Origin of the sequence: Pantoea sp. S18 (assembly GCF_045689705.1) — a bacterium.
GTDB lineage: Bacteria > Pseudomonadota > Gammaproteobacteria > Enterobacterales > Enterobacteriaceae > Pantoea > Pantoea symbiotica.
Genome location: NZ_CP142688.1, coordinates 1,229,458 through 1,249,716 on the forward strand (window position 1 = coordinate 1,229,458; position 20,259 = coordinate 1,249,716).

Below are 20,259 nucleotides of genomic sequence, written 5' to 3' on the forward strand. Positions count from 1 at the left end.
AGCGGGCTGGTGATTACTCTTCCAGCAGATGTTGCAGCAAAATGCCATTCAGCATAGCGCGTTTTGCCAGCGCAAAGGCGCCAATCGCCGAGCGATGATCGAGCTCGGAACGCACCACCGGCAAGTTTTTACGGAAAGCGGGAAGCGTCTGCGTGTTAATGCACCCTTCAATGGCAGGAAACAGCACTTTATCGGCTTCAGTAATTTCACCGGCCAACACCACTTTTTGTGGATTGAACAAGTTGATGGCGATAGCAATCGCCTTTCCTAAATAGCGGCCGACATACTCAATCACTTCACACGCCAGCGCGTCGCCGTGGTTAGCGGCGCGGCATATCTGTGGCATCAGGCAGTCATTCAAGGTTAATGAACTGGGATAGCCTTGATTGAGAAGGTGACGCACGCGGTTTTCAATCGCGCCATTCGCTGCAATGGTTTCCAGACAGCCAAAGTTGCCGCAGTGGCAACGTTCACCCAACGGATCGACCTGAATATGGCCAATCTCGCCGACGTTACCGTTACTGCCGAGGAAAATATGGCCGTTGGCGATGATTCCGGCACCGGTTCCGCGGTGTAGACGCACCAGAATGGAGTCTGCGCAATCGCGACTTGCACCGAAGTAGTGCTCGGCCAGCGCCAGGCTGCGAATGTCATGGCCCACAAAGCTGGTGACGTTAAAGCGTTTTTTCAGGCTGGAAACCAGCGGCCAGTGACTTACCGCGATGTGCGGCATATAGCGAATGATGCCGTTAATGGGATCAACCAAACCAGGCAGAATCACCGAGATGGCAATTAGTTCATGAATCTTCCGCTGATGCGCCGCCATAAAGGCGCTGATGGCATTGAACAGCGCATTCTCCAGCGTTTCCTGCGTGCGCTCCGGCAGCGGATAATCTTCCTGCGCCAGCGATTTCCCACTCAGATCAAACAGCGTCAACGTCGCGTCATTACGTCCTAAGCGCACGCCGATAGTATGAAAATGACGGGTTTCAGTGATGATGGAGATGGCGCGGCGCCCACCGGTGGAGGCTTGTTGCTCCACCTCTTTAATGAGGCCGCGCTCAATGAGCTGGCGGGTAATTTTGGTGACACTGGCGGGCGCAAGCTGACTGTGTTCGGCAATCTGAATGCGCGAAATCGGCCCTTGTTGATCGATTAGCCGATAGACGGCTGCACTATTAAGTTGTTTAACAAGATCAACATTTCCTATTTGAGACTGGCCGCCAGTGGTCATTCAATGCTTACTCGCTGAGGACGTTGTCTCCGTTGACGAACGTCTTAGTGATTTGATAATCGCGGGTAAAGACAGTCAGGTTGGCGACTTTTCCTGCTTCGACCGTGCCTAACTGCTTCTCCACACCCATCGCCTGCGCCGGATAGAGCGTCGCCATACGCAGCGCTTCATCAAGAGCGATACCGCAATGTTCAACGCTGTTCTGCACCGCTTCAATCATGGTCAAGGCAGAACCGCTGAGCGTACCGTTCTCGTCAACGCACAGGCCATCGCGATAGTATATTGTTTTGCCTGCAAAAATGAATTGATCAATCGACGCGCCCGCCGGTGCTGTGGCATCCGTCACTAACACCAGTTTGTCGCCTTTAATGCGTTTTGCATTGCGCACATTAGCGTAATGGACATGTAAACCATCCGCAATGATGCCGCAGTATACATCAGGCGAATCAAACAGCGCACCGATCAGACCTGGCTCACGTCCGGCGAAGGTTGGCATAGCATTATAAAGATGCGTGGCAAAACTGACGCCCGCGCTGAAGCCGATTTTTGCTTCTTCATAGGTTGCGTTGGAGTGACCGGCTGACACGATAATGCCGGCATCACGCAGCTTGCGAATCACTTCGATACCTGCATTTTCAGGTGCCAGCGTGACTTTAGTGATAACGTCGGCATTGGTGCAGAGGAAATCCACCAGCTCGGCATCCGGCAGGCGAATCAGTTCAGGATTGTGCGTGCCTTTCTTGGCTTTATTCAGCCACGGGCCTTCCAGATGCAGGCCGATGGCCTGATTCTGATGCTTCGCCAGATAGGCGCGCATGGTTTCGACGGCACGTTTCATCAGCGCATCGGTGCTGGTAATCAGCGTCGGCAAATAGCTGGTGCAGCCTGACTTCTCGTTGGCGCGCTGCATGATCTCCAGCGTTTCAACGCTCAGTGCATTGATGTCATCGTTGAACTGCACGCCGCCGCAGCCGTTAAGCTGTAAATCAATAAAACCAGGAGCGATAAACGCACCAGCCACATCCTGCTGTGCAATTGCCGCGTCCAGGGCATCACGCGGACACACGCGCTCAATCAGGCCATCTGCAATCACAACCGCATGATTGTCCAGAATTTCATGGCCGGTAAAAATCCGGCCGTTCACTAATGCGTACATCGTTTCTCTCTCCCGGCTAAGCCTGCTGCCTGAACGCAGCAGGTTTTGTTACAACGTGTTCTCACACACCTTTCATATTTTCCGCTTCCATTTCGCGGAAATATTTCACGGTTTTAACTTTCAATTCCATGGTGGCTGGCTCGTCACAGACCACGACAGATTTGGCATGCAGCTGCAGGCAGCTGATGGTCCACATGTGGTTGACGTTACCTTCAACCGCCGCCTGCAGCGCTTGCGCTTTCAGATGGCCGGTAACCAGAATCATCACTTCTTCGGCATCCAGCAGCGTACCGACACCGACCGTCAGGGCGTATTTCGGCACCTGATCCACATCACCGTTAAAGAAACGTGAGTTTGCGATGCGCGTGTCGTGAGTCAGGGTTTTGATGCGGGTACGTGAGGAGAGTGAAGAAGCCGGTTCGTTAAAGGCGATGTGACCATCGTTGCCTACGCCACCCATAAACAAGTTAATTTTGCCGTAAGCGCGGATCTTCTCTTCGTATTGGCGACATTCTGCGTCAATATCTTCGGCATTGCCATTCAGAAGATTGATATTTTTCGGTTGAATATCAACGTGATCGAAAAAATTACGGTACATGAAGCTGTGGTAACTTTCAGGATGCTCTTTTGGCAGGCCAACGTACTCGTCCATATTGAAGGTGACAACGTGCTCGAAACTAACCTGGCCCGCTTTGTGCATGTCGATCAGGTGCTTGTAAGCTTCCAGCGGTGTTCCACCGGTTGGCAGGCCCAGCACAAAAGGACGTTCTGCGCTAGGCTTAAACGCATTAATGCGGTTAACAATGTGGCGTGCAGCCCATTTACCCACTTGGGTCGGTGTGGCCAAAGGGATCAGTCTCATGTCTTCACCTCAATTAAGATTGGAAATGTGGAGTTGCCGTTTCTCTGACAGTTTTCTGCCTTTAAGCGTAATGCGTTTAAGCGTAGCCATCCGGGAAAAGTGCGACTCGATATTTTTCATCATAAAATAAGTTTGTGGTGCTGGCTAGCATTTCGCATTATCAAACCACCATTTTGGTGATTAAAGTCACAGTTGTAGTGGTTTTAATTTGCGAGGCGAATTAATTTGTCTTTACACTGCGCCTCGTGGTGAAAAGAGTCATCAAGGTACCGGGCGACGGGATAATAAAATCAACCTGCGCCACGGCAAAACGCCAGTCTCATAGGGGGAGAATAAGGTGAGTGTATTAGGATATCTGCAAAAGGTCGGCCGCGCGCTTATGGTGCCGGTAGCGACTCTGCCGGCAGCGGCAATCTTGATGGGTGTCGGATATTGGATCGATCCAGATAGCTGGGGCGCAGGTAATGCGCTGGCGGCACTGCTGATCAAATCCGGTTCGGCGATCATCGACAACATGTCCGTGCTGTTTGCCATTGGTGTGGCATACGGTATGTCAAAAGATAAAGACGGTGCAGCAGCGTTAACCGGCTTCGTCGGCTTCCTGGTGGTGACCACACTCTGTTCACCGGCTGCGGTAGCGATGATTCAGAAAATACCGGTGGAGCAAGTTCCTGCCGCCTTCGGTAAAATCAATAACCAGTTTGTTGGTATCCTGGTGGGTATTCTCTCTGCTGAAGTTTATAACCGCTTCAGCCATGTTGAGCTACCGAAAGCGCTGTCGTTCTTTAGTGGTCGCCGTTTAGTGCCGATCCTTGTCTCCTTCCTGATGATAGTCGTCGCCTTCGTACTAATGTACATCTGGCCGATCATTTTCGGTGGACTGGTAAGCTTTGGTGAACATATCCAGAAAATGGGTTCAATCGGTGCGGGCGTCTACGCCTTCTTTAACCGTCTGCTGATTCCTGTTGGTCTGCATCACGCATTGAACTCGGTATTCTGGTTCGACGTTGCTGGCATTAACGATATTCCTAAATTCCTCGGCGGCGCGCAGTCTATCGCTGAAGGTACCGGTATCCCAGGCATCACCGGTCGTTATCAGGCGGGCTTCTTCCCAATCATGATGTTTGGTCTTCCAGGTGCAGCGCTGGCAATTTACCACTGCGCCCGCCCAGAAAACCGCGCCAAAGTCGGCGGTATCATGTTGGCAGCTGCCTTTGCAGCGTTCTTTACCGGTATCACCGAACCGCTGGAATTCTCCTTCATGTTCGTGGCGCCGGTGCTGTATGTGATTCACGCTGCATTAACCGGTCTTTCAGTGTTCATCGCCGCGAGCATGCAGTGGATTGCTGGTTTCGGCTTCAGTGCGGGTCTGGTGGATATGGTGCTGTCAACGCGTAACCCGCTGGCGGTCCACTGGTGGATGCTGATCCCACAAGGTTTGGTATTCTTCGTTATCTACTATGCGGTGTTCCGCTTCACCATCCAGAAATTCAACCTGATGACGCCGGGCCGCGAACTCTCTGCGGGCGATGAAACCGATGGTTATGACGTAAATGTCGATAACAGCGGCAGCGGTGAAAGCCAAACTGAATCTCTGGCACGTCGTTACATTGCGGCGGTAGGTGGCTCAGAAAACCTGACCCACATCGATGCTTGTATCACTCGTCTGCGTCTGAACGTTAAAGATTCCGCGCAGGTTAATGAAGGTGTGGCTAAGCGTCTCGGTGCGTCCGGTGTGATTCGTCTGAACAAACAAAGCGTGCAGGTCATCGTCGGTACTCAGGCAGAAAGCATTGCAATGGCAATGAAAACTGTCCTGAGCAAAGGCCCGGTTGCGGCATCCGCTGCTGCGTCAACGGCTGCGCCTGCTACAGAAGTAAAACCTCAGGCCGTGCTGAATAGTGAAAAAGCCGTGATTGCCACGCTGCTGGCGCCGGTAACCGGTGAAATTGTCGCGCTGGAAAATGTGCCTGACGAAGCGTTCGCCAGCAAGGCAGTCGGCGATGGTCTGGCGATCAAACCAACCGGTAAAACCGTGGTTGCGCCAACCGCCGGAACCGTGGTGAAGATCTTCAATACCAACCATGCGTTCTGCCTCGAAGCGGAAAACGGTGTCGAGATCGTCGTGCACATGGGTCTGGATACGGTAGCGCTGGAAGGTAAAGGCTTCACGCGTCTGGTTGAAGAGGGCGCAACGGTCACTGCAGGCCAGCCAATCCTGGAAATGGATTTGGACTTCCTCAATGCCAACGCCCGCTCGATGATCAGTCCGGTTGTGGTCAGCAACAGCGATGATTTCGCTGGTCTGAATTTACTGGCAACCGGTTCAGTGGTTGCAGGCCAAACCCCGCTGTACGAGGTTAAAGGCTAAGTCCTTGTGATTGAGCCAGAAGGCAGGAAGCAATTCCTGCCTTTTTTGTTTTAAAACGACCAACAAACGGTTGTTTCCCTCCTGCGCTTTGTGGATCATACTCCGTTACTTCGTGGTACAAATCACCCGTTATAGTTTTTGAGGATTTTGAGATGAGTGAGGCTGAAGCCCGCCCAACGAACTTTATTCGTCAGATCATCGACGAAGATTTGGCGAGCGGTAAGCACAGCAGTGTGCATACCCGTTTCCCGCCTGAGCCCAATGGTTATTTGCATATTGGCCATGCGAAATCCATCTGCCTGAACTTTGGTATCGCGCAAGACTACCAAGGTCAGTGCAATCTGCGTTTCGACGACACTAACCCAGTAAAAGAAGATCTGGAGTTTGTCGAATCCATTAAGCGTGATGTGCAATGGCTGGGCTTTGAGTGGAGCGGCAACATTCGTTACTCCTCAGACTACTTCGACCAACTGTTCAACTATGCGGTTGAGCTGATTAACAAAGGCCTGGCCTATGTTGATGAACTGTCAGCAGATGAGATCCGTGAATATCGCGGTTCCCTGACGGCGCCGGGCAAAAACAGCCCGTATCGCGATCGCAGCGTGGAAGAGAACTTAGCGCTGTTCCAGAAGATGCGCGATGGCGGTTTCGAAGAGGGCAAAGCCTGTCTGCGTGCCAAAATCGACATGGCTTCCAGCTTCATTGTGATGCGCGATCCAGTGCTGTATCGCATTAAGTTTGCCGATCACCATCAGACTGGCAGCAAGTGGTGCATCTATCCGATGTACGACTTCACCCATTGCATTTCGGATGCGATTGAAGGCATTACCCACTCTCTCTGTACGCTGGAGTTCCAGGATAACCGTCGTCTGTACGATTGGGTGCTGGATAACATCACCATTCCGGTTCATCCGCGTCAGTACGAGTTCTCACGCCTGAATCTGGAATACGCGGTGATGTCGAAGCGTAAACTGACTCAGCTGGTGAGCGAGAAGGTTGTCGAAGGCTGGGACGATCCGCGCATGCTGACCGTGTCTGGTCTGCGTCGTCGTGGTTACAGCGCCGCTTCCATCCGTGAGTTCTGCCGCCGTATTGGTGTGACTAAACAGGACAATATCGTGGAGATGGCTTCACTGGAATCGTGCATTCGTGACGATCTCAATGAAAACGCACCGCGTGCTATGGCCGTAATGGATCCGCTGAAAGTGGTGATCGAGAACCTGCCTGCAGGTCACGAAGAGATCATCAGCATGCCGAATCATCCGAACAAACCTGAGATGGGTACGCGTGAAGTGCCATTCAGCCGTGAAGTGTGGATCGATCGCGCGGACTTCCGTGAAGAAGCTAACAAGCAGTACAAACGTCTGGTGCTGGGCAAAGAAGTGCGTCTGCGTAATGCTTACGTGATCCGTGCCGAACGTGTGGCGAAGGATGATGAAGGCAATATCACCTGCATCTATTGTACCTGCGACGTTGATACGCTGAGCAAAGATCCGGCTGATGGCCGTAAAGTGAAAGGCGTCATCCATTGGGTTTCTGCAATTCACGCGCTGCCAGCGGAATTCCGCCTGTACGATCGTCTGTTCAGTGTGCCAAATCCGGGCGCGGCTGAGGATTTCCTCACCACCATCAACTCGAACTCGCTGGAAATCAAACAGGGCTTCGTGGAGCCAGGTTTGCGTGCAGCCGATCCAATGGCACCGTACCAGTTCGAACGCGAAGGCTATTTCTGTGCTGATAGCGTCTATTCACAGCCATCCAAACTGGTGTTTAACCGCACCGTTGGTTTGCGTGATACCTGGGCAAAAATCGGCGATTAATACATTTTGTCGCTAGCACGATAAGATCATGAAAGGGCGAGCAATCGCCCTTTTTTATTGTCTCGATTTAACCAGATACGACCTTTTATGCTGCCCGCTGCAATTAGCCTTTAATTCCTTATTTGCGACTATTCTGACTTTAGCAAAATTAAACCATTTGCCAGTGTGAAAAACTTTTTTTCAGGTAGGCTATGCGCTCTCAGCCGTTGCTCTGCGGGTAATCAAAGGATAAAAAATGACAAGTCTCGCCCTGGAAGCCAAACATAGCGTGGTGGTTTTACATCAGCTTATCGAACGTATTTTCAATCAGGCAGAAGGCAGTGATGACAGCATTGATCTGTTCTTGTCGTACTTTCATCCCGACTTCAAAATGGTTACGCCTCAGGGTAAACAGCTTGATCTTAATGAGATGGAAACACTGTTTCGCCAGTTGCAGGGGCAGCGTGAAGGGATGCGAATTGCCACCAGTGAGCACGCCATCATTTCGCAGCAAAGCGACGAAGTCACAATTCAGTATCGTGAATTGCAGATGATGAATGGCACCAATCAGACCCGCATTTCTCTGGCGGTACTGGATTGCAGCACCGCCATTCCGCGCTGGCGCTACTTGCAGGAAACGCTCGTTGCCTGATTTCAGACATAAAAAAACCGGCTTAAGCCGGTTTTTTTATACTGCATAGCACACTCAATTACTTATCGTGGAGCGTATCGTCTTCGCGGCAGTCTCCCAGAGCACAGTGACCATACAGGTACAGGCTGTGGTTGCTAAGCTTGATGCCGTGGCGAGTGGCAATTTCACGCTGACGCGTTTCGATTGATTCATCGCTGAATTCGATAACTTTGCCACAATCCAGGCAGATCAAGTGATCGTGGTGATGTTGCTGAGTCAGTTCGAAGACAGATTTGCCGCCTTCAAAGTTATGACGGGTTACGATGCCCGCGTCGTCAAACTGGTTAAGAACGCGATACACCGTTGCCAGACCAATCTCTTCGCCCATATCGATCAGGCGCTTATACAAATCTTCCGCACTGACGTGATGGGACTCGGGGCCGGGTCCCTGAAGCACTTCCAGAATTTTCAGTCTGGGTAGCGTGACTTTCAGGCCAGCCTTCTTCAATGCGGAGTTGTTGTCAGTCATGCGGATATTGTCCTGTTACTTTGCTAGTCACTTGCGGCGCAGGGGCCTTGAATGTTTAGGTCAACGCGCATTCTCATTTGCGTCTCATTATAGAACTCAAGCAGTGAAATGAAAACCAAGGCAACGTCCTTAATCACCAAAGGTTGTAAGGATAAGTCACTAACGTCTTCAGGACGCTTGGGTTTTGGATTCCATTTCACTCAGCCTCATTCTACTGCCAGAGGAATAAGCGGATGACCATTGCGGGTATTCTACAGATTTGCGGGGAAAAGTTAAAAAACCGTAGCTATTATTTTTATAGGAAATTCCGTTGCCCGATGTGAGGCAGCGCGCACATCGGGCAGAGCAGGGAATTAAGCTTCAATAATCTCTTTCAGCTGCAGCTCATCGAAGATCTGCTTCACCCACTTCTCAACACGTTCGTTGGTCAATTCTGGTTGACGATCTTCATCAATCGCCAGACCCAGGAAGTTTTTGTCATCGGCCAGACCTTTAGAGGCTTCGAAATGATAGCCTTCGGTTGGCCAGTGACCAACAATCACCGCACCGTTTGGCTCGATGATGTCACGGATGGTGCCCATCGCGTCACAGAAGTACTCGGCATAATCTTCCTGATCGCCACAACCAAACAGCGCTACCAGCTTGCCATTGAAATCAATCTCTTCCAGCGTCGGGAAAAAATCATCCCAGTCACACTGCGCTTCGCCGTAATACCAGGTTGGAATACCCAGCAGCAGGATGTCGAATGCATCGAGATCTTCTTTGGTGCTCTTAGCAATGTCATGCACTTCGGCGACATCTTTACCCAGTTGTTTCTGGATCATCTTTGCAATGTTTTCAGTGTTGCCGGTATCGCTGCCGAAGAAAATGCCTACGATTGCCATGGGTTAGGTAACCTCTTGAATCCTGATTGTGAAAGTAAGTCAGTTGACTGCACAGTTATGCGAATAATAGCAGACCGGTAAAAAGTGCGGAACTTGTAAAGCCGTGACTTTGTGTTCCAGCGTGCGGTCTTCGCGCGTTACGACAGTTTGAGCTGTGCCAGCAGCATTTGTTCAATCAATTCGCTGCGACTGATGTTTTGCTGATCGGCCAGCGTGCTGAGCGCGTCAACTGCCTCGCTCGACATCTTCAGCTCAACACGACGCAGCCCACGCACTTTATCGCGCTTGAGCTGGTTGCGTTTGTTGATGCGTAACTGTTCATCACGCGTCAGCGGGCTGGTTTTCGGGCGACCAGGACGCCGCTCGTCTGCGAAGAGATCAAGCGTAGTGCGGTCTGTCTGTTCTTTTGCCATGGTTTGTAAAACTGAGTGGGCGCGAACGGCGGAAAGGCGCTGCGCGATTAAAACATTATCGGCCCGACCACGGCGAAAAAATATCCGTGGCAAATTTTTAGCGCGACATCATACTCCAGCGCCTTCCCTGACGCCAACCCTAAAGCGCAAGCGGCAAGCTTTTGCTTTTACAGGTTAAAAAAACGCCGAACGGCGCGTAACACCGCATCGGGTTTCTCGGCGTGCACCCAATGTCCAGCTCCGCTGATCACATGTGCATGCGCCTGCGGGAACTGACGCAGCAGCGCATCGCGATGCCGATTATCCAGATAAGGCGAATCGCCGCCGCGGATAAACAGTGCCGGATGCGGCCATGCAGGAATCTCTTTCCAGCCGGAGATGGTGCTGTAGTTATCCCACAACACCGGCACATTAAAGCGCCACTCGCCCTCGGCTAAAGACTTGAGGATGAACTGGATCACGCCTTCTTCATCAATATGCTGACGCATTACTTCTGCGGCCTCACTGCGGCGCGTGACGCCTGCGGTGGTAACGGCGCGAATAGCGGCAAAAATTTCGTCGTGGCGGCGCGTTTGGTAATCAACGGGCGCGATATCGATCATCACCATTTTTTCGATGCGTTCCGGCGCGATGGCACTGAGCGCCATGGCGATTTTACCGCCCATCGAATGGCCAATCACACCAGCGCGATCGATCTGATGCGCATCCAGCGTTTCGACAATGTCCTGCGCCATCACGTGATAATTCATCTCATCGCTACGTGCCGACAAGCCGTGGTTGCGCACATCAACCTGCAGCGTCGGACGTACGTCACGCACCCCACGCGCCAGCACGCCAAGGTTATCAAGGCTACCAAAAAGACCATGGATTAACAGAATCGGTGTGGCATCGGGGGCAGATTGTTCAGTTTGCAGACGGGCGTTCAAAATCATGGCTAAAGTTCTTACGGTTGTGACCTTGGCTTAGGTTATCATGGATTCACCTGTCCAGCAGTCAGGCCGGTGGGCATTAGGGCATATTCCGACTTTTGCCCGGAAGCGTTGCCAACGCTATCGGCTGCCACGGATTTAACTTTATAATCCTTATGTTAGAACCCGCTCACGTTTTGCACGACTGGATTTTGCTAAGGCCGTTGCACTAATGCGTGGTTCTGTCATTTGCCAGAATCGTACGGAAAAAGATGAAAACGATTGAAGTTGACGAAGAACTCTACCGTTATATTGCCAGCCACACGCAGCACATTGGTGAAAGCGCCTCTGATATTTTGCGCCGCATGTTGAAGTTCACCGCCGGACAGAGCGCACCTGCTGCGCCCGCCGCTGGTGCATCAGTGAAAGAAGCGCAACCTGCCAGCCGCGAAGCGCGTCCTCAGGATCGCGTCCGCGCGGTACGTGAGCTGCTGCTCTCCGATGAATATGCCGAGCAGAATAAGGCGGTTAACCGCTTCATGTTGGTACTGTCAACGCTCTATCGTCTTGATCCGGCGGCGTTTGCTGAAGCGACTGCCTCGCTGCAGGGCCGTACCCGCGTCTACTTTGCGGGCGACGAGCACACGCTGCTGCAAAATGGCACCCATACCAAGCCGAAGCACGTTCCCGGCACGCCGTACTGGGTGATCACGAATACCAATACAGGTCGCAAATGCAGCATGGTGGAACACATCATGCTGGCTATGCAGTTCCCACAGGAACTGACAGAGAAAGTTCGCGGCACCATTTAACTGAAGCGTCAGGGAGAAGCGCCAATGGCCAATCACCCCCGTGCCGGGCAGCCTGCCCAGCAGAGCGATTTGATTAACGTTGCACAATTAACCTCTCAGTATTACGTCCTGAAGCCCGATGTGGCGAATCCGGATCATGCGGTGAAATTTGGCACTTCAGGCCACCGCGGCAGCGCGGGACGCCAAAGCTTCAACGAACAGCACATTTTGGCGATCGCGCAGGCGATTGCTGAAGAGCGCAAAAAGAACGGCATCACCGGTCCATGCTACGTCGGTAAAGATACGCATGCGCTGTCTGAGCCGGCGATTCTGTCCGTGCTGGAAGTGCTGGCCGCTAACGGCGTGGACGTGATTGTGCAGCAGGACAACGGCTATACGCCAACGCCTGCGATCTCTAACGCGATTCTTGAGCACAATAAACGCGGCGGCGTGCAGGCGGACGGCATCGTTATCACGCCTTCGCACAATCCACCGGAAGATGGCGGTATCAAATACAATCCGCCAAACGGTGGCCCGGCTGATACCAACGTCACCAAAGTGGTGGAAGATCGCGCTAACCAGCTGATCAAAGGCGAGCTGAAAGACGTGAAACGTCTGCCGCTGGATCAGGCATGGGCAAGCGGCCATATCGTTGAGCAGGATCTGATCCAGCCGTACGTTGAAGGTCTGGCGCAGGTCATCGACTTTGCGGCGATTCAGAAAGCCGGCCTGAAAATTGGCGTCGATCCATTAGGCGGTTCCGGTATTGCTTACTGGCAGCGCATTGCTGAGCACTACAAGCTTGATCTGACCATCGTTAACGACGCGGTCGACCAGACTTTCCGCTTCATGCATCTGGATAAAGATGGCGTGGTGCGTATGGACTGCTCATCTGAATGCGCGATGGCCGGTTTGCTGGCGTACAAAGACAAATTCGACCTGGCCTTTGGTAACGATCCTGATTACGACCGCCATGGCATCGTCACGCCTGCGGGTCTGATGAATCCGAACCACTATCTGGCGGTAGCGATCAACTACCTGTTCCAGCATCGTCCACAGTGGGGCAAAGAGGTTGCTGTTGGTAAAACTCTGGTTTCCAGCGCAATGATCGACCGCGTCGTCAACGACATTGGCCGCAAGCTGGTAGAAGTACCGGTTGGTTTCAAATGGTTTGTTGATGGTCTGTTCGACGGCAGCTTCGGTTTCGGCGGTGAAGAGAGCGCGGGTGCATCCTTCCTGCGTTTCGATGGCTCAGCCTGGTCAACCGATAAAGACGGCATCATTATGTGTCTGCTGGCCGCTGAAATCACAGCGGTCACCGGCAAGAACCCGCAGCAGCATTATGACGAGCTGGCAGAGCGCTTTGGTGCGCCAAGCTATAACCGTCTGCAGGCTCCGGCGACTTCGGCACAGAAAGCGGCGCTGTCTAAGCTGTCTCCAGAAATGGTGAACGCTGATACGCTGGCGGGTGATCCGATCACCGCACGCCTGACTGCCGCGCCGGGTAACGGTGCGTCAATCGGTGGTCTGAAAGTGATGACGGAAAACGGCTGGTTTGCCGCGCGTCCATCAGGTACCGAAGACGCTTACAAAATCTACTGCGAAAGCTTCCTTGGTGCTGAACATCGTCAGCAAATCGAGAAAGAAGCGGTTGAGATTGTTAGCGAAGTATTGAAAAACGCCTGATAGGGCGGTGAAGAGAAAAGGCCGCTTAGCGGCCTTTTTTTATGGCATAAATCGATAGCCGATGCCGGTTTCGGTCAGCAAATGGCTGGGCTGCGTGGGATTCGCTTCCAGCTTCTGCCGCAAGTGGCCCATATAGATGCGTAAATAGTGGCTGTGCTCCACCGCATTCGGGCCCCAAACCTGATTTAGCAACTGACGCTGAGTCAGCACTTTTCCGGCATTATTCAGTAGCAAGCTCAGCAGACGAAACTCCGTCGGCGTCAAATGCACTTCCTGTTGGTTGCGCAGCACGCGCCGCGCCGCCAAATCGACGCTGACTTCGCCAAATTTCACAATCGGTTCAGGCTGGCTGCTTTGATGGCGACGCAGCGCCACGCGCACGCGCGCCAGCAGTTCACCAATGCCAAACGGCTTGGTGAGGTAATCATCCGCACCAGCATCCAGCGCATCAATCTTATCCTGCTCATCGCTACGCGCAGACAGCACAATCACTGGCATGCTGCTCCACTGGCGTACTTCACGGATAAAGTCATTGCCATCACCATCCGGCAAGCCGAGATCGAGGATCACCAGATCGGGCTTACGCGTTGCCGCTTCAATCAGGCCGCGTTGCAGTTGCTCCGCTTCCACAATTTTAAGGCCTTCGCTCTCCAGCGCCAGGCGCACGAAACGGCGAATCTCTTTTTCATCTTCCACTATCAAGATGGTCGTCACGCTGCCTCCAGCGGCAAAAAAGTTAACGCATCACTTTAGCAATAAAGCGGCCCGGCGTCCGTCACGAAGTTTTTAACTTGAAGGGATCGTTAAATTTACAATCTTGTAACTAAATTTCATCACCACTTAAATTGATGGAAAAAAGCGCAAATAAAGTGGTCGGATGAGTAGTAAAATTACACAACAACGGGTAATATCTGAACCAGATCACATTTCAACGCAATGTTTACCACAAGGGGGCCAAAAAATGGATCGAGCATATCCACTGTATAAAATCGTACTGCGCCGCGTGCTGGTGGTAGCAATCGGTTTACTGGCGCTGCCAGTGATGTTATTCCGCTCGGATCGCGCGCGTTTGTACAGTTACCTGCATCGTATGTGGTGCAAAACCAGCACTAAACCGGTTTGGCTGGCGCAGTCGGAATCGGCTGCCGGTATTCACTGGTAAGCGATTTCAGCGCAGTATTAACCCGGCGACTTCCCGCGAAGCGCCGGGTTTTTTTATCGATAAATTCACGCCCACCGCGCGTTCCCGCTGTTATCCACGCGCATTTCAGCTACACTTAAAACCTCTACAAGATTTCTGAGGTTGTACAAGTATGAGCGAGAAAATTCCTGTTGGTATCAGCGCTTGCCTGCTCGGAGATAACGTCCGATTTGATGGCGGCCACAAACGTTTTGCCTTCGCCACCGACGAACTCGTCCCATTTGTGCGCTTTGAACCTGTATGTCCCGAAATGGCGATTGGCTTACCGACGCCGCGTCCGGCTTTGCGGCTGGTAAAAGAGAGCGATGAAAATATCCATCTCTGTTTCAGTAAAGATGGCGGCGAAGAGGTGACAGAAGAGATGCAGCGCTGGTCCGCTGAGCGGGTCAAGTCGCTGCATCATCTGTGCGGCTACATTTTGTGTGCCAAATCGCCAAGCTGTGGATTGGAACGCGTCCGCGTTTACGAGCCTGAAACCAACAACAACCGTAAAGCAGGCACCGGCATGTTTACTGCATTTCTGCAGAAAGAGATGCCGTGGCTGCCGCTGGAAGAGGATGGTCGTTTGCACGATGACGCTATCCGTGAAAACTTTATTGGCCGCGTTTACGCGCTGCATGAATTCAACGAAATGTGGCGCAGCGGATTATCGCGCCACAAGCTGATGGCCTTCCATAGCCGCTACAAATTGCTGCTGCTTTCTCACGCGCAGGATGAGTATCGCGAAATGGGTCGTTTTGTCGCGGCGATGGATCAGTGGGATTCGCTGGAGGATTACGCCTTTGAGTACCGCAATCGCCTGATGCACCTGATGTCACATCAGGCATCGCGACGTAATCACACCAATGTGCTGATGCATGTACAAGGCTACTTCCGTCCGCAGCTGAGTTCGCCGCAGCGTCAGGAGCTGGCGCAACTGATTGATCGCTATCGTCTTGGCGTGCAGCCACTGTTAGCACCGATCACCATGCTGAAACACTACATGGCGGAATATCCGCATCCGTGGCTGGCACAACAGCGCTACTTTGATCCTTATCCGGAAGCGCTGCGTTTGCGCTACGGACAATAATTTCGGGGCTTTATGACCACCCATTTAGTTTGGTTGCGTAACGATCTGCGCATCAATGACAACATGGCGCTGGCCGCTGCCTGCCGCGATAGCCAGGCTACAGTGATGGCGCTGTTTATAGCCACACCACAGCAGTGGCAGCAGCACCACATGGCACCTAAGCAGGCGGCGTTCATCCAGCAAAATCTCAGTTTGTTGCAGGCATCGCTGGCCGAACGCGGCATTCCTTTGCACTTCCATCAGTGTGATGACTTTGCCGCTTCGATTGATTATCTGGCGGAATTTTGCAAGCAGCAGCAGGTTGATGCGCTGTTCTACAACTATCAGTACGAAATCAACGAACGAGAACGCGATGCCAGGGCAGAAAAACGTCTGGATGCGCAGGGCGTGATTTGTCAGGGATTCGACGACAGCCTACTGTTGCCGCCGGGCAGCGTGCAAACCGGCAGCAATACCATGTTCAAGGTGTTCACGCCGTTCAGCAGAGCCTTTGTTCGTCGCCTGCATCAGGGCTTGCCGGAGTGCTATCACGCGCCGAAAGCGCGTGACGGCGCGCCCATCAGCATCAAAAAGAAGATTCCCGCCTTTGATTATCTCTGTGAAGCTTTTGATGACAGCTTGTTCCCGGCAGGGGAAGAGGCCGCGTTAAAACAGCTGCGCCACTTCGCCAAACAGGCGGTGCAACATTATCCGGATCAACGTGATTTGCCGGCCATTGACGGCACCAGTCGGTTATCGGCCTATCTGGCGATTGGCGTGTTGTCGCCGCGTCAATGTCTGCATCGCGTATTAAAAGAGCATCCCGATGCGCTTAACGAGGGCACGGCTTTTACCTGGCTGAACGAACTGATTTGGCGCGAATTCTATCGTCATCTGATGGTGGCATTTCCTGCGCTGTGTAAGCATCAGCCGTTTGTCGACTGGACGCGCAATGTCGATTGGCAGCAAAACGAAGCGCACCTAAAAGCCTGGCAGCAGGGTAAAACCGGCTATCCGATTGTTGATGCAGCCATGCGCCAGCTCAACACGCTCGGCTGGATGCACAATCGCTTGCGTATGATTACCGCCAGTTTTCTGGTGAAGGATCTGTTGATCGACTGGCGTGAAGGCGAGCGCTATTTCATGCAGCAGCTGATTGATGGCGATCTGGCCGCTAACAACGGCGGCTGGCAGTGGGCAGCGTCAACCGGCACCGATGCCGCGCCCTATTTTCGTATCTTCAATCCCACCACGCAGGGCGAGCGTTTTGATAAACAGGGCGCGTTTATCCGTCAGTGGCTGCCGGAATTAAAGGAAGTGCCCGACAGCGATATCCATCAGCCGCAGGTGTGGGCGCAGAAAAATAACAAGAAACTCGATTATCCCGCGCCAATCGTGGAACATAAGGACGCACGTAAAAAGACACTAGACGCCTTTGAGCGCGCTCGCAGCGCGGCTTGAGGCGGTCAGGGAGCCGTAATGAATAATGTCGAGTTAGAACAGATCGTCAATCTGCAGCTGAATAACAGCGCCTTCAGCGACTATGCGCCGAACGGTTTGCAGGTTGAAGGACGCGCCGAGGTTAAAACCATCATCACCGGCGTCACCGCTTGTCAGGCGCTGCTGGATGAAGCGGTGAAGCGCAACGCCGATGCGGTGCTGGTGCATCACGGATACTTCTGGAAAAGCGAAGCGCCCGTAATCAAAGGCATGAAGCGCCAGCGTCTGCGTACGCTGTTAGCCAATGATATCAACCTGTATGGCTGGCATCTGCCGCTGGATGCGCACTCCGAGTTAGGTAATAACGCGCAGCTGGCGCGCCTGTTTGATATTGAAGTGAAAGGCGAGATTCAACCGCTGGTGCCGTGGGGCGAGCTGGCAGAACCAGTGAGTGGCACGGCGCTGGCGCAGAAAATTGCCCAGCGATTAGGTCGCACACCGCTGCACTGCGGCGATAATGCGCCGGCATTGATCAAGCGCGTTGCCTGGTGCAGCGGCGGCGGTCAGGGTTTTATCGATAGCGCAGCAGCCTTTGGCGTTGATGCCTTTATTACCGGCGAAGTTTCTGAACAAACCATCCACAGCGCGCGCGAACAAGGTTTGCACTTCTTTGCCGCCGGACACCACGCGACCGAACGCGGCGGCATCAAGGCGCTGGGCGAGTGGTTAGCCGCCCATCATGCCCTTGATGTGACCTTTATCGACATCGATAATCCTGCCTGATTCTTCCACTCTCACGCCCTTAACCTGCGTTTAAGGGCGCAAATCTGTTGACACATCTCTGTCACTTTCGCATAACTTATTGCCTTTACGCATAAACGTGATGCCCGGTCGCTATGAATGGCGACCCTACGTTATGTTTTGAATTTGACCAGGAGGTTGTTTTTGCAACGAGCACGTTGTTATCTGCTAGGTGAGCGCGCGGTGGTGCTGGAACTGGAACCGCCGGTTTCGTTGACCAGTCAGCAGCGCATCTGGGGATTGTGTCAGCGACTGCAGCAGAACGAGCAGGTAGAGGAAGTGATTCCTGGAATGAACAACCTGACGTTGCTGCTGCGCGATCCGCAACTCAATGCATTGGACGCCATTGAGCGTTTGCAGCGCTGGTGGGAAGAGAGCGAAGCGCAGCTGCCGGAATCGCGCCGCGTCGAGATTCCTGTAGTTTACGGCGGCGCGGGCGGACCAGATCTGCAGGTGGTCGCCGAGCGCGCCAACATGACGCCAAAGCAAGCGGTAGAACTGCACAGCAGCATCGATTACGTGGTTTATTTCATCGGCTTTCAGCCTGGTTTCCCCTATCTCGGCGGCCTGGATGAGCGTTTACACACGCCGCGCCGCGCTGAGCCGCGCGTGATTGTGCCGAGCGGCTCGGTGGGCATCGGCGGTAGCCAAACCGGTATTTATCCGTTAGCCGCGCCCGGCGGCTGGCAACTGATTGGTCACACACCGCTTAGCCTGTTCGATCCACTTCAGCATCCACCTACATTGTTACGCCCCGGCGATAGCGTGCGCTTTGTGCCGCAGCAGGAGGGCGTATGTTAAAAATTCTCCGCGCGGGCATGATGACCTCGTTGCAAGACCACGGCCGCACCGGCTTCCGCCAATATGGCATCAGCGTGGGCGGCGCACTCGATCAACCAGCAATGCGTACCGCCAATATGCTGGTGGGCAACCCCGAGCAGAGCGCGGTGCTGGAAATCGTGCTGGGACAATTTAGAGCGCAGTTTACCCGCGATGGCTGGTTTGCGTTGACCGGCGCGGGTTGCAATGCCGATCTGGATGGCAAACCGGTCTGGACTGGCTGGCGTCTGCCGGTGAAAAAAGGGCAGGTGCTGACGCTGGCAACGCCAACGCGCGGTATGCGCAGCTATCTGGCGGTCAACGGTGGCTTTGCCGTGCCGGAAATGCTTGGTTCGGTGAGTACCGATCTTAAGGCGGCGTTTGGTGGCTGGCAGGGACGTAAACTGCAGGATGGCGACGAACTGCCGCTGGGTAAACCGACGCGCGACTTCAAAGATAAAGCCGGCGTGCGGCAGCTGCTGTGGGGCAACCGCATCCGCGCCTTAGCGGGCCCGGAATATAACGAGTTCTCGCGTGAGGCGCAGCAGGGTTTCTGGCGCAGTCCGTGGAAGCTCAGTCCGCAAAGTAACCGCATGGGCTATCGTCTGCAGGGACGTCAACTGCATCGCGATGCAACACGCGATTTGCTGTCGCACGGTTTAGTGCCCGGTGTGGTGCAGGTGCCGCCCAATGGTCAGCCGATTGTGTTGATGGCGGACGCACAAACTACCGGCGGCTATCCGCGTATTGCCTGCATCATCGAAGCCGATCTCTATCATCTGGCGCAAATTCGCCTCGGCGAACCGATTCACTTTATCCACTGCACGCTGGAAGACGCGATTCACGCCAAACAGCATCAACAACGTTCCTTCGACCAAATAGCCTGGGGATTGGCACATGAAGATTGATCTTAACGCCGATCTCGGCGAAGGCAGCGCCAGCGATCAGGAACTGTTGACGCTGGTGAGTTCAGCCAATATCGCCTGCGGCTTCCACGCCGGTGATGCGCAAACCATGCTGCAATCGGTGCGCTGGGCCAAAGCGTCGGGCGTGGCGATTGGTGCCCATCCGAGTTTCCCCGATCGGGAAAACTTTGGTCGTACCGCCATGCAGCTGCCACCGGAAACCGTGTATGCGCAGATGATCTACCAGATTGGTGCGTTGAAAAGCATTGCGGAGAGCGAAGGCGAACGGCTGGTGCACGTCAAGCCGCACGGCATGCTGTACAACCAGGCGGCGGGCGATCCGCAACTGGCGGATGCCATTGCGCGCGCGGTGAAAGCCGTGGATAGCGGATTGATTCTGGTGGGATTGGCGGGCAGCGCATCGATTGCGGCGGCGGCGCATTATGGTCTGCGCACCCGCGAAGAGGTGTTTGCCGATCGCGGCTATCTGGCGAGCGGGGCGTTAGTGCCACGCAGCCAGCCGCACGCGATGATTGAAGATGCCGATCAGGCGCTGGCGCAAACGCTGGCGATGATACAGCAGCGTCAGGTGCAGAGCATCAGCGGAGAATGGGTCAAGGTTAACGCCGAAACCGTCTGTTTACACGGCGATGGCGCACACGCGCTGCAGTTCGCCCGCACGCTTCGCGCCGCCTTTGCGACACATCAGATTGCTGTCACCAGCGCTTAACGTTTTACTCATTGCCCGGCATCACGCCGGGCTTTGTCTTTTCACATAAGG

General features: G+C 53.6%; 20 protein-coding genes. 12 read left to right on the top strand and 8 right to left on the bottom strand.

Annotated features, from left to right (window positions below; all coding sequences use genetic code 11):
- Positions 1–13: 13 nt before the first annotated feature.
- The 3 genes from VIJ98_RS05550 to nagB all read right to left on the bottom strand — a co-directional run bounded on the left by VIJ98_RS05550 (position 14) and on the right by nagB (position 3,252).
- Positions 14–1,234 carry an N-acetylglucosamine repressor gene (locus tag VIJ98_RS05550; protein ID WP_137385370.1) on the bottom strand — a complete coding sequence of 407 codons (1,221 nt, stop codon included), beginning with the start codon at positions 1,232–1,234 and terminating at the stop codon, positions 14–16.
- A 7-nt stretch (positions 1,235–1,241) separates the two neighbouring features.
- The gene (gene nagA, locus VIJ98_RS05555) at positions 1,242–2,390 is read right to left on the bottom strand and encodes an N-acetylglucosamine-6-phosphate deacetylase (RefSeq protein WP_323272658.1); all 1,149 of its coding nucleotides are present in this window, start codon (positions 2,388–2,390) and stop codon (positions 1,242–1,244) included.
- 61 nt (positions 2,391–2,451) lie between these two features.
- Positions 2,452–3,252, bottom strand: coding sequence for a glucosamine-6-phosphate deaminase (gene nagB / locus VIJ98_RS05560; protein ID WP_061717380.1), 801 nt, complete (start codon positions 3,250–3,252; stop codon positions 2,452–2,454).
- A 379-nt stretch (positions 3,253–3,631) separates the two neighbouring features.
- Here nagB and nagE point away from each other — a divergent pair, with 379 nt between their 5' ends.
- From nagE to VIJ98_RS05575, 3 genes are all read left to right on the top strand, one after another.
- Entirely contained in the window at positions 3,632–5,623 is a 1,992-nt protein-coding gene (nagE, locus tag VIJ98_RS05565) for an N-acetylglucosamine-specific PTS transporter subunit IIBC (protein ID WP_407330298.1), read from the top strand.
- 152 nt (positions 5,624–5,775) lie between these two features.
- Positions 5,776–7,443: a glutamine--tRNA ligase gene (glnS, locus tag VIJ98_RS05570; RefSeq protein WP_008107035.1), complete on the top strand. Its 1,668-nt coding sequence runs from the start codon at positions 5,776–5,778 to the stop codon at positions 7,441–7,443.
- Between the two features lie 235 nt (positions 7,444–7,678).
- A complete protein-coding gene (locus tag VIJ98_RS05575; protein ID WP_323272662.1) occupies positions 7,679–8,074 on the top strand; it encodes a hypothetical protein in 396 nt (131 codons plus the stop codon).
- Positions 8,075–8,132: 58 nt separating this feature from the next.
- Here the strand turns inward: VIJ98_RS05575 and fur are convergent, their stop codons facing one another.
- The 4 genes from fur to ybfF form a co-directional block, all read right to left on the bottom strand.
- Positions 8,133–8,582, bottom strand: coding sequence for a ferric iron uptake transcriptional regulator (fur, locus tag VIJ98_RS05580; RefSeq protein WP_007890672.1), 450 nt, complete (start codon positions 8,580–8,582; stop codon positions 8,133–8,135).
- Positions 8,583–8,935: 353 nt separating this feature from the next.
- The gene (fldA, locus tag VIJ98_RS05585; RefSeq protein ID WP_008107028.1) at positions 8,936–9,466 is read right to left on the bottom strand and encodes a flavodoxin FldA; all 531 of its coding nucleotides are present in this window, start codon (positions 9,464–9,466) and stop codon (positions 8,936–8,938) included.
- A 137-nt stretch (positions 9,467–9,603) separates the two neighbouring features.
- Positions 9,604–9,879, bottom strand: a complete 276-nt coding sequence (gene ybfE, locus VIJ98_RS05590; RefSeq protein WP_007890670.1) for a LexA regulated protein — start codon at positions 9,877–9,879, stop codon at positions 9,604–9,606.
- 167 nt (positions 9,880–10,046) lie between these two features.
- On the bottom strand, positions 10,047–10,811 hold the full coding sequence (gene ybfF / locus VIJ98_RS05595; RefSeq protein WP_323272664.1) for an esterase: 765 nt from the start codon (positions 10,809–10,811) through the stop codon (positions 10,047–10,049).
- A 248-nt stretch (positions 10,812–11,059) separates the two neighbouring features.
- On the opposite strand from ybfF, the gene seqA reads away from it, so the two are divergent.
- On the top strand, positions 11,060–11,599 hold the full coding sequence (seqA, locus tag VIJ98_RS05600) for a replication initiation negative regulator SeqA (protein WP_061717375.1): 540 nt from the start codon (positions 11,060–11,062) through the stop codon (positions 11,597–11,599).
- Positions 11,600–11,623: 24 nt separating this feature from the next.
- Positions 11,624–13,264 carry a phosphoglucomutase (alpha-D-glucose-1,6-bisphosphate-dependent) gene (gene pgm, locus VIJ98_RS05605; protein ID WP_323272666.1) on the top strand — a complete coding sequence of 547 codons (1,641 nt, stop codon included), beginning with the start codon at positions 11,624–11,626 and terminating at the stop codon, positions 13,262–13,264.
- A 39-nt stretch (positions 13,265–13,303) separates the two neighbouring features.
- Here pgm and kdpE read toward each other — a convergent pair whose 3' ends face one another.
- Positions 13,304–13,978 carry a two-component system response regulator KdpE gene (kdpE, locus tag VIJ98_RS05610; protein ID WP_008107021.1) on the bottom strand — a complete coding sequence of 225 codons (675 nt, stop codon included), beginning with the start codon at positions 13,976–13,978 and terminating at the stop codon, positions 13,304–13,306.
- A 247-nt stretch (positions 13,979–14,225) separates the two neighbouring features.
- Between kdpE and VIJ98_RS05615 the strand changes: the two genes are divergently transcribed.
- The 7 genes from VIJ98_RS05615 (at position 14,226) to pxpA (ending at position 20,208) form a co-directional block, all read left to right on the top strand.
- Positions 14,226–14,426, top strand: a complete 201-nt coding sequence (locus tag VIJ98_RS05615) for a YbfA family protein (RefSeq protein ID WP_323272668.1) — start codon at positions 14,226–14,228, stop codon at positions 14,424–14,426.
- 151 nt (positions 14,427–14,577) lie between these two features.
- A complete protein-coding gene (locus VIJ98_RS05620; RefSeq protein ID WP_008107017.1) occupies positions 14,578–15,534 on the top strand; it encodes a 2-thiouracil desulfurase family protein in 957 nt (318 codons plus the stop codon).
- A 12-nt stretch (positions 15,535–15,546) separates the two neighbouring features.
- Positions 15,547–16,974, top strand: a complete 1,428-nt coding sequence (phrB, locus tag VIJ98_RS05625; protein WP_323272670.1) for a deoxyribodipyrimidine photo-lyase — start codon at positions 15,547–15,549, stop codon at positions 16,972–16,974.
- A gap of 18 nt (positions 16,975–16,992) precedes the next feature.
- Positions 16,993–17,736 (top strand): type 2 GTP cyclohydrolase I, encoded by a 744-nt coding sequence (locus tag VIJ98_RS05630; RefSeq protein ID WP_323272672.1) that lies wholly within the window; start codon positions 16,993–16,995, stop codon positions 17,734–17,736.
- A 162-nt stretch (positions 17,737–17,898) separates the two neighbouring features.
- Complete coding sequence (pxpB, locus tag VIJ98_RS05635) at positions 17,899–18,555, top strand: 5-oxoprolinase subunit PxpB (protein WP_258144767.1); 657 nt, start codon at positions 17,899–17,901, stop codon at positions 18,553–18,555.
- Positions 18,549–19,481 carry a 5-oxoprolinase subunit PxpC gene (gene pxpC, locus VIJ98_RS05640; RefSeq protein WP_323272675.1) on the top strand — a complete coding sequence of 311 codons (933 nt, stop codon included), beginning with the start codon at positions 18,549–18,551 and terminating at the stop codon, positions 19,479–19,481. Before pxpB ends, pxpC begins: the two co-directional genes overlap by 7 nt.
- Positions 19,471–20,208 (top strand): 5-oxoprolinase subunit PxpA, encoded by a 738-nt coding sequence (pxpA, locus tag VIJ98_RS05645; protein ID WP_323272677.1) that lies wholly within the window; start codon positions 19,471–19,473, stop codon positions 20,206–20,208. The genes pxpC and pxpA overlap by 11 nt, the downstream gene beginning before the upstream one ends.
- The last annotated feature ends 51 nt before the right edge of the window (positions 20,209–20,259 follow it).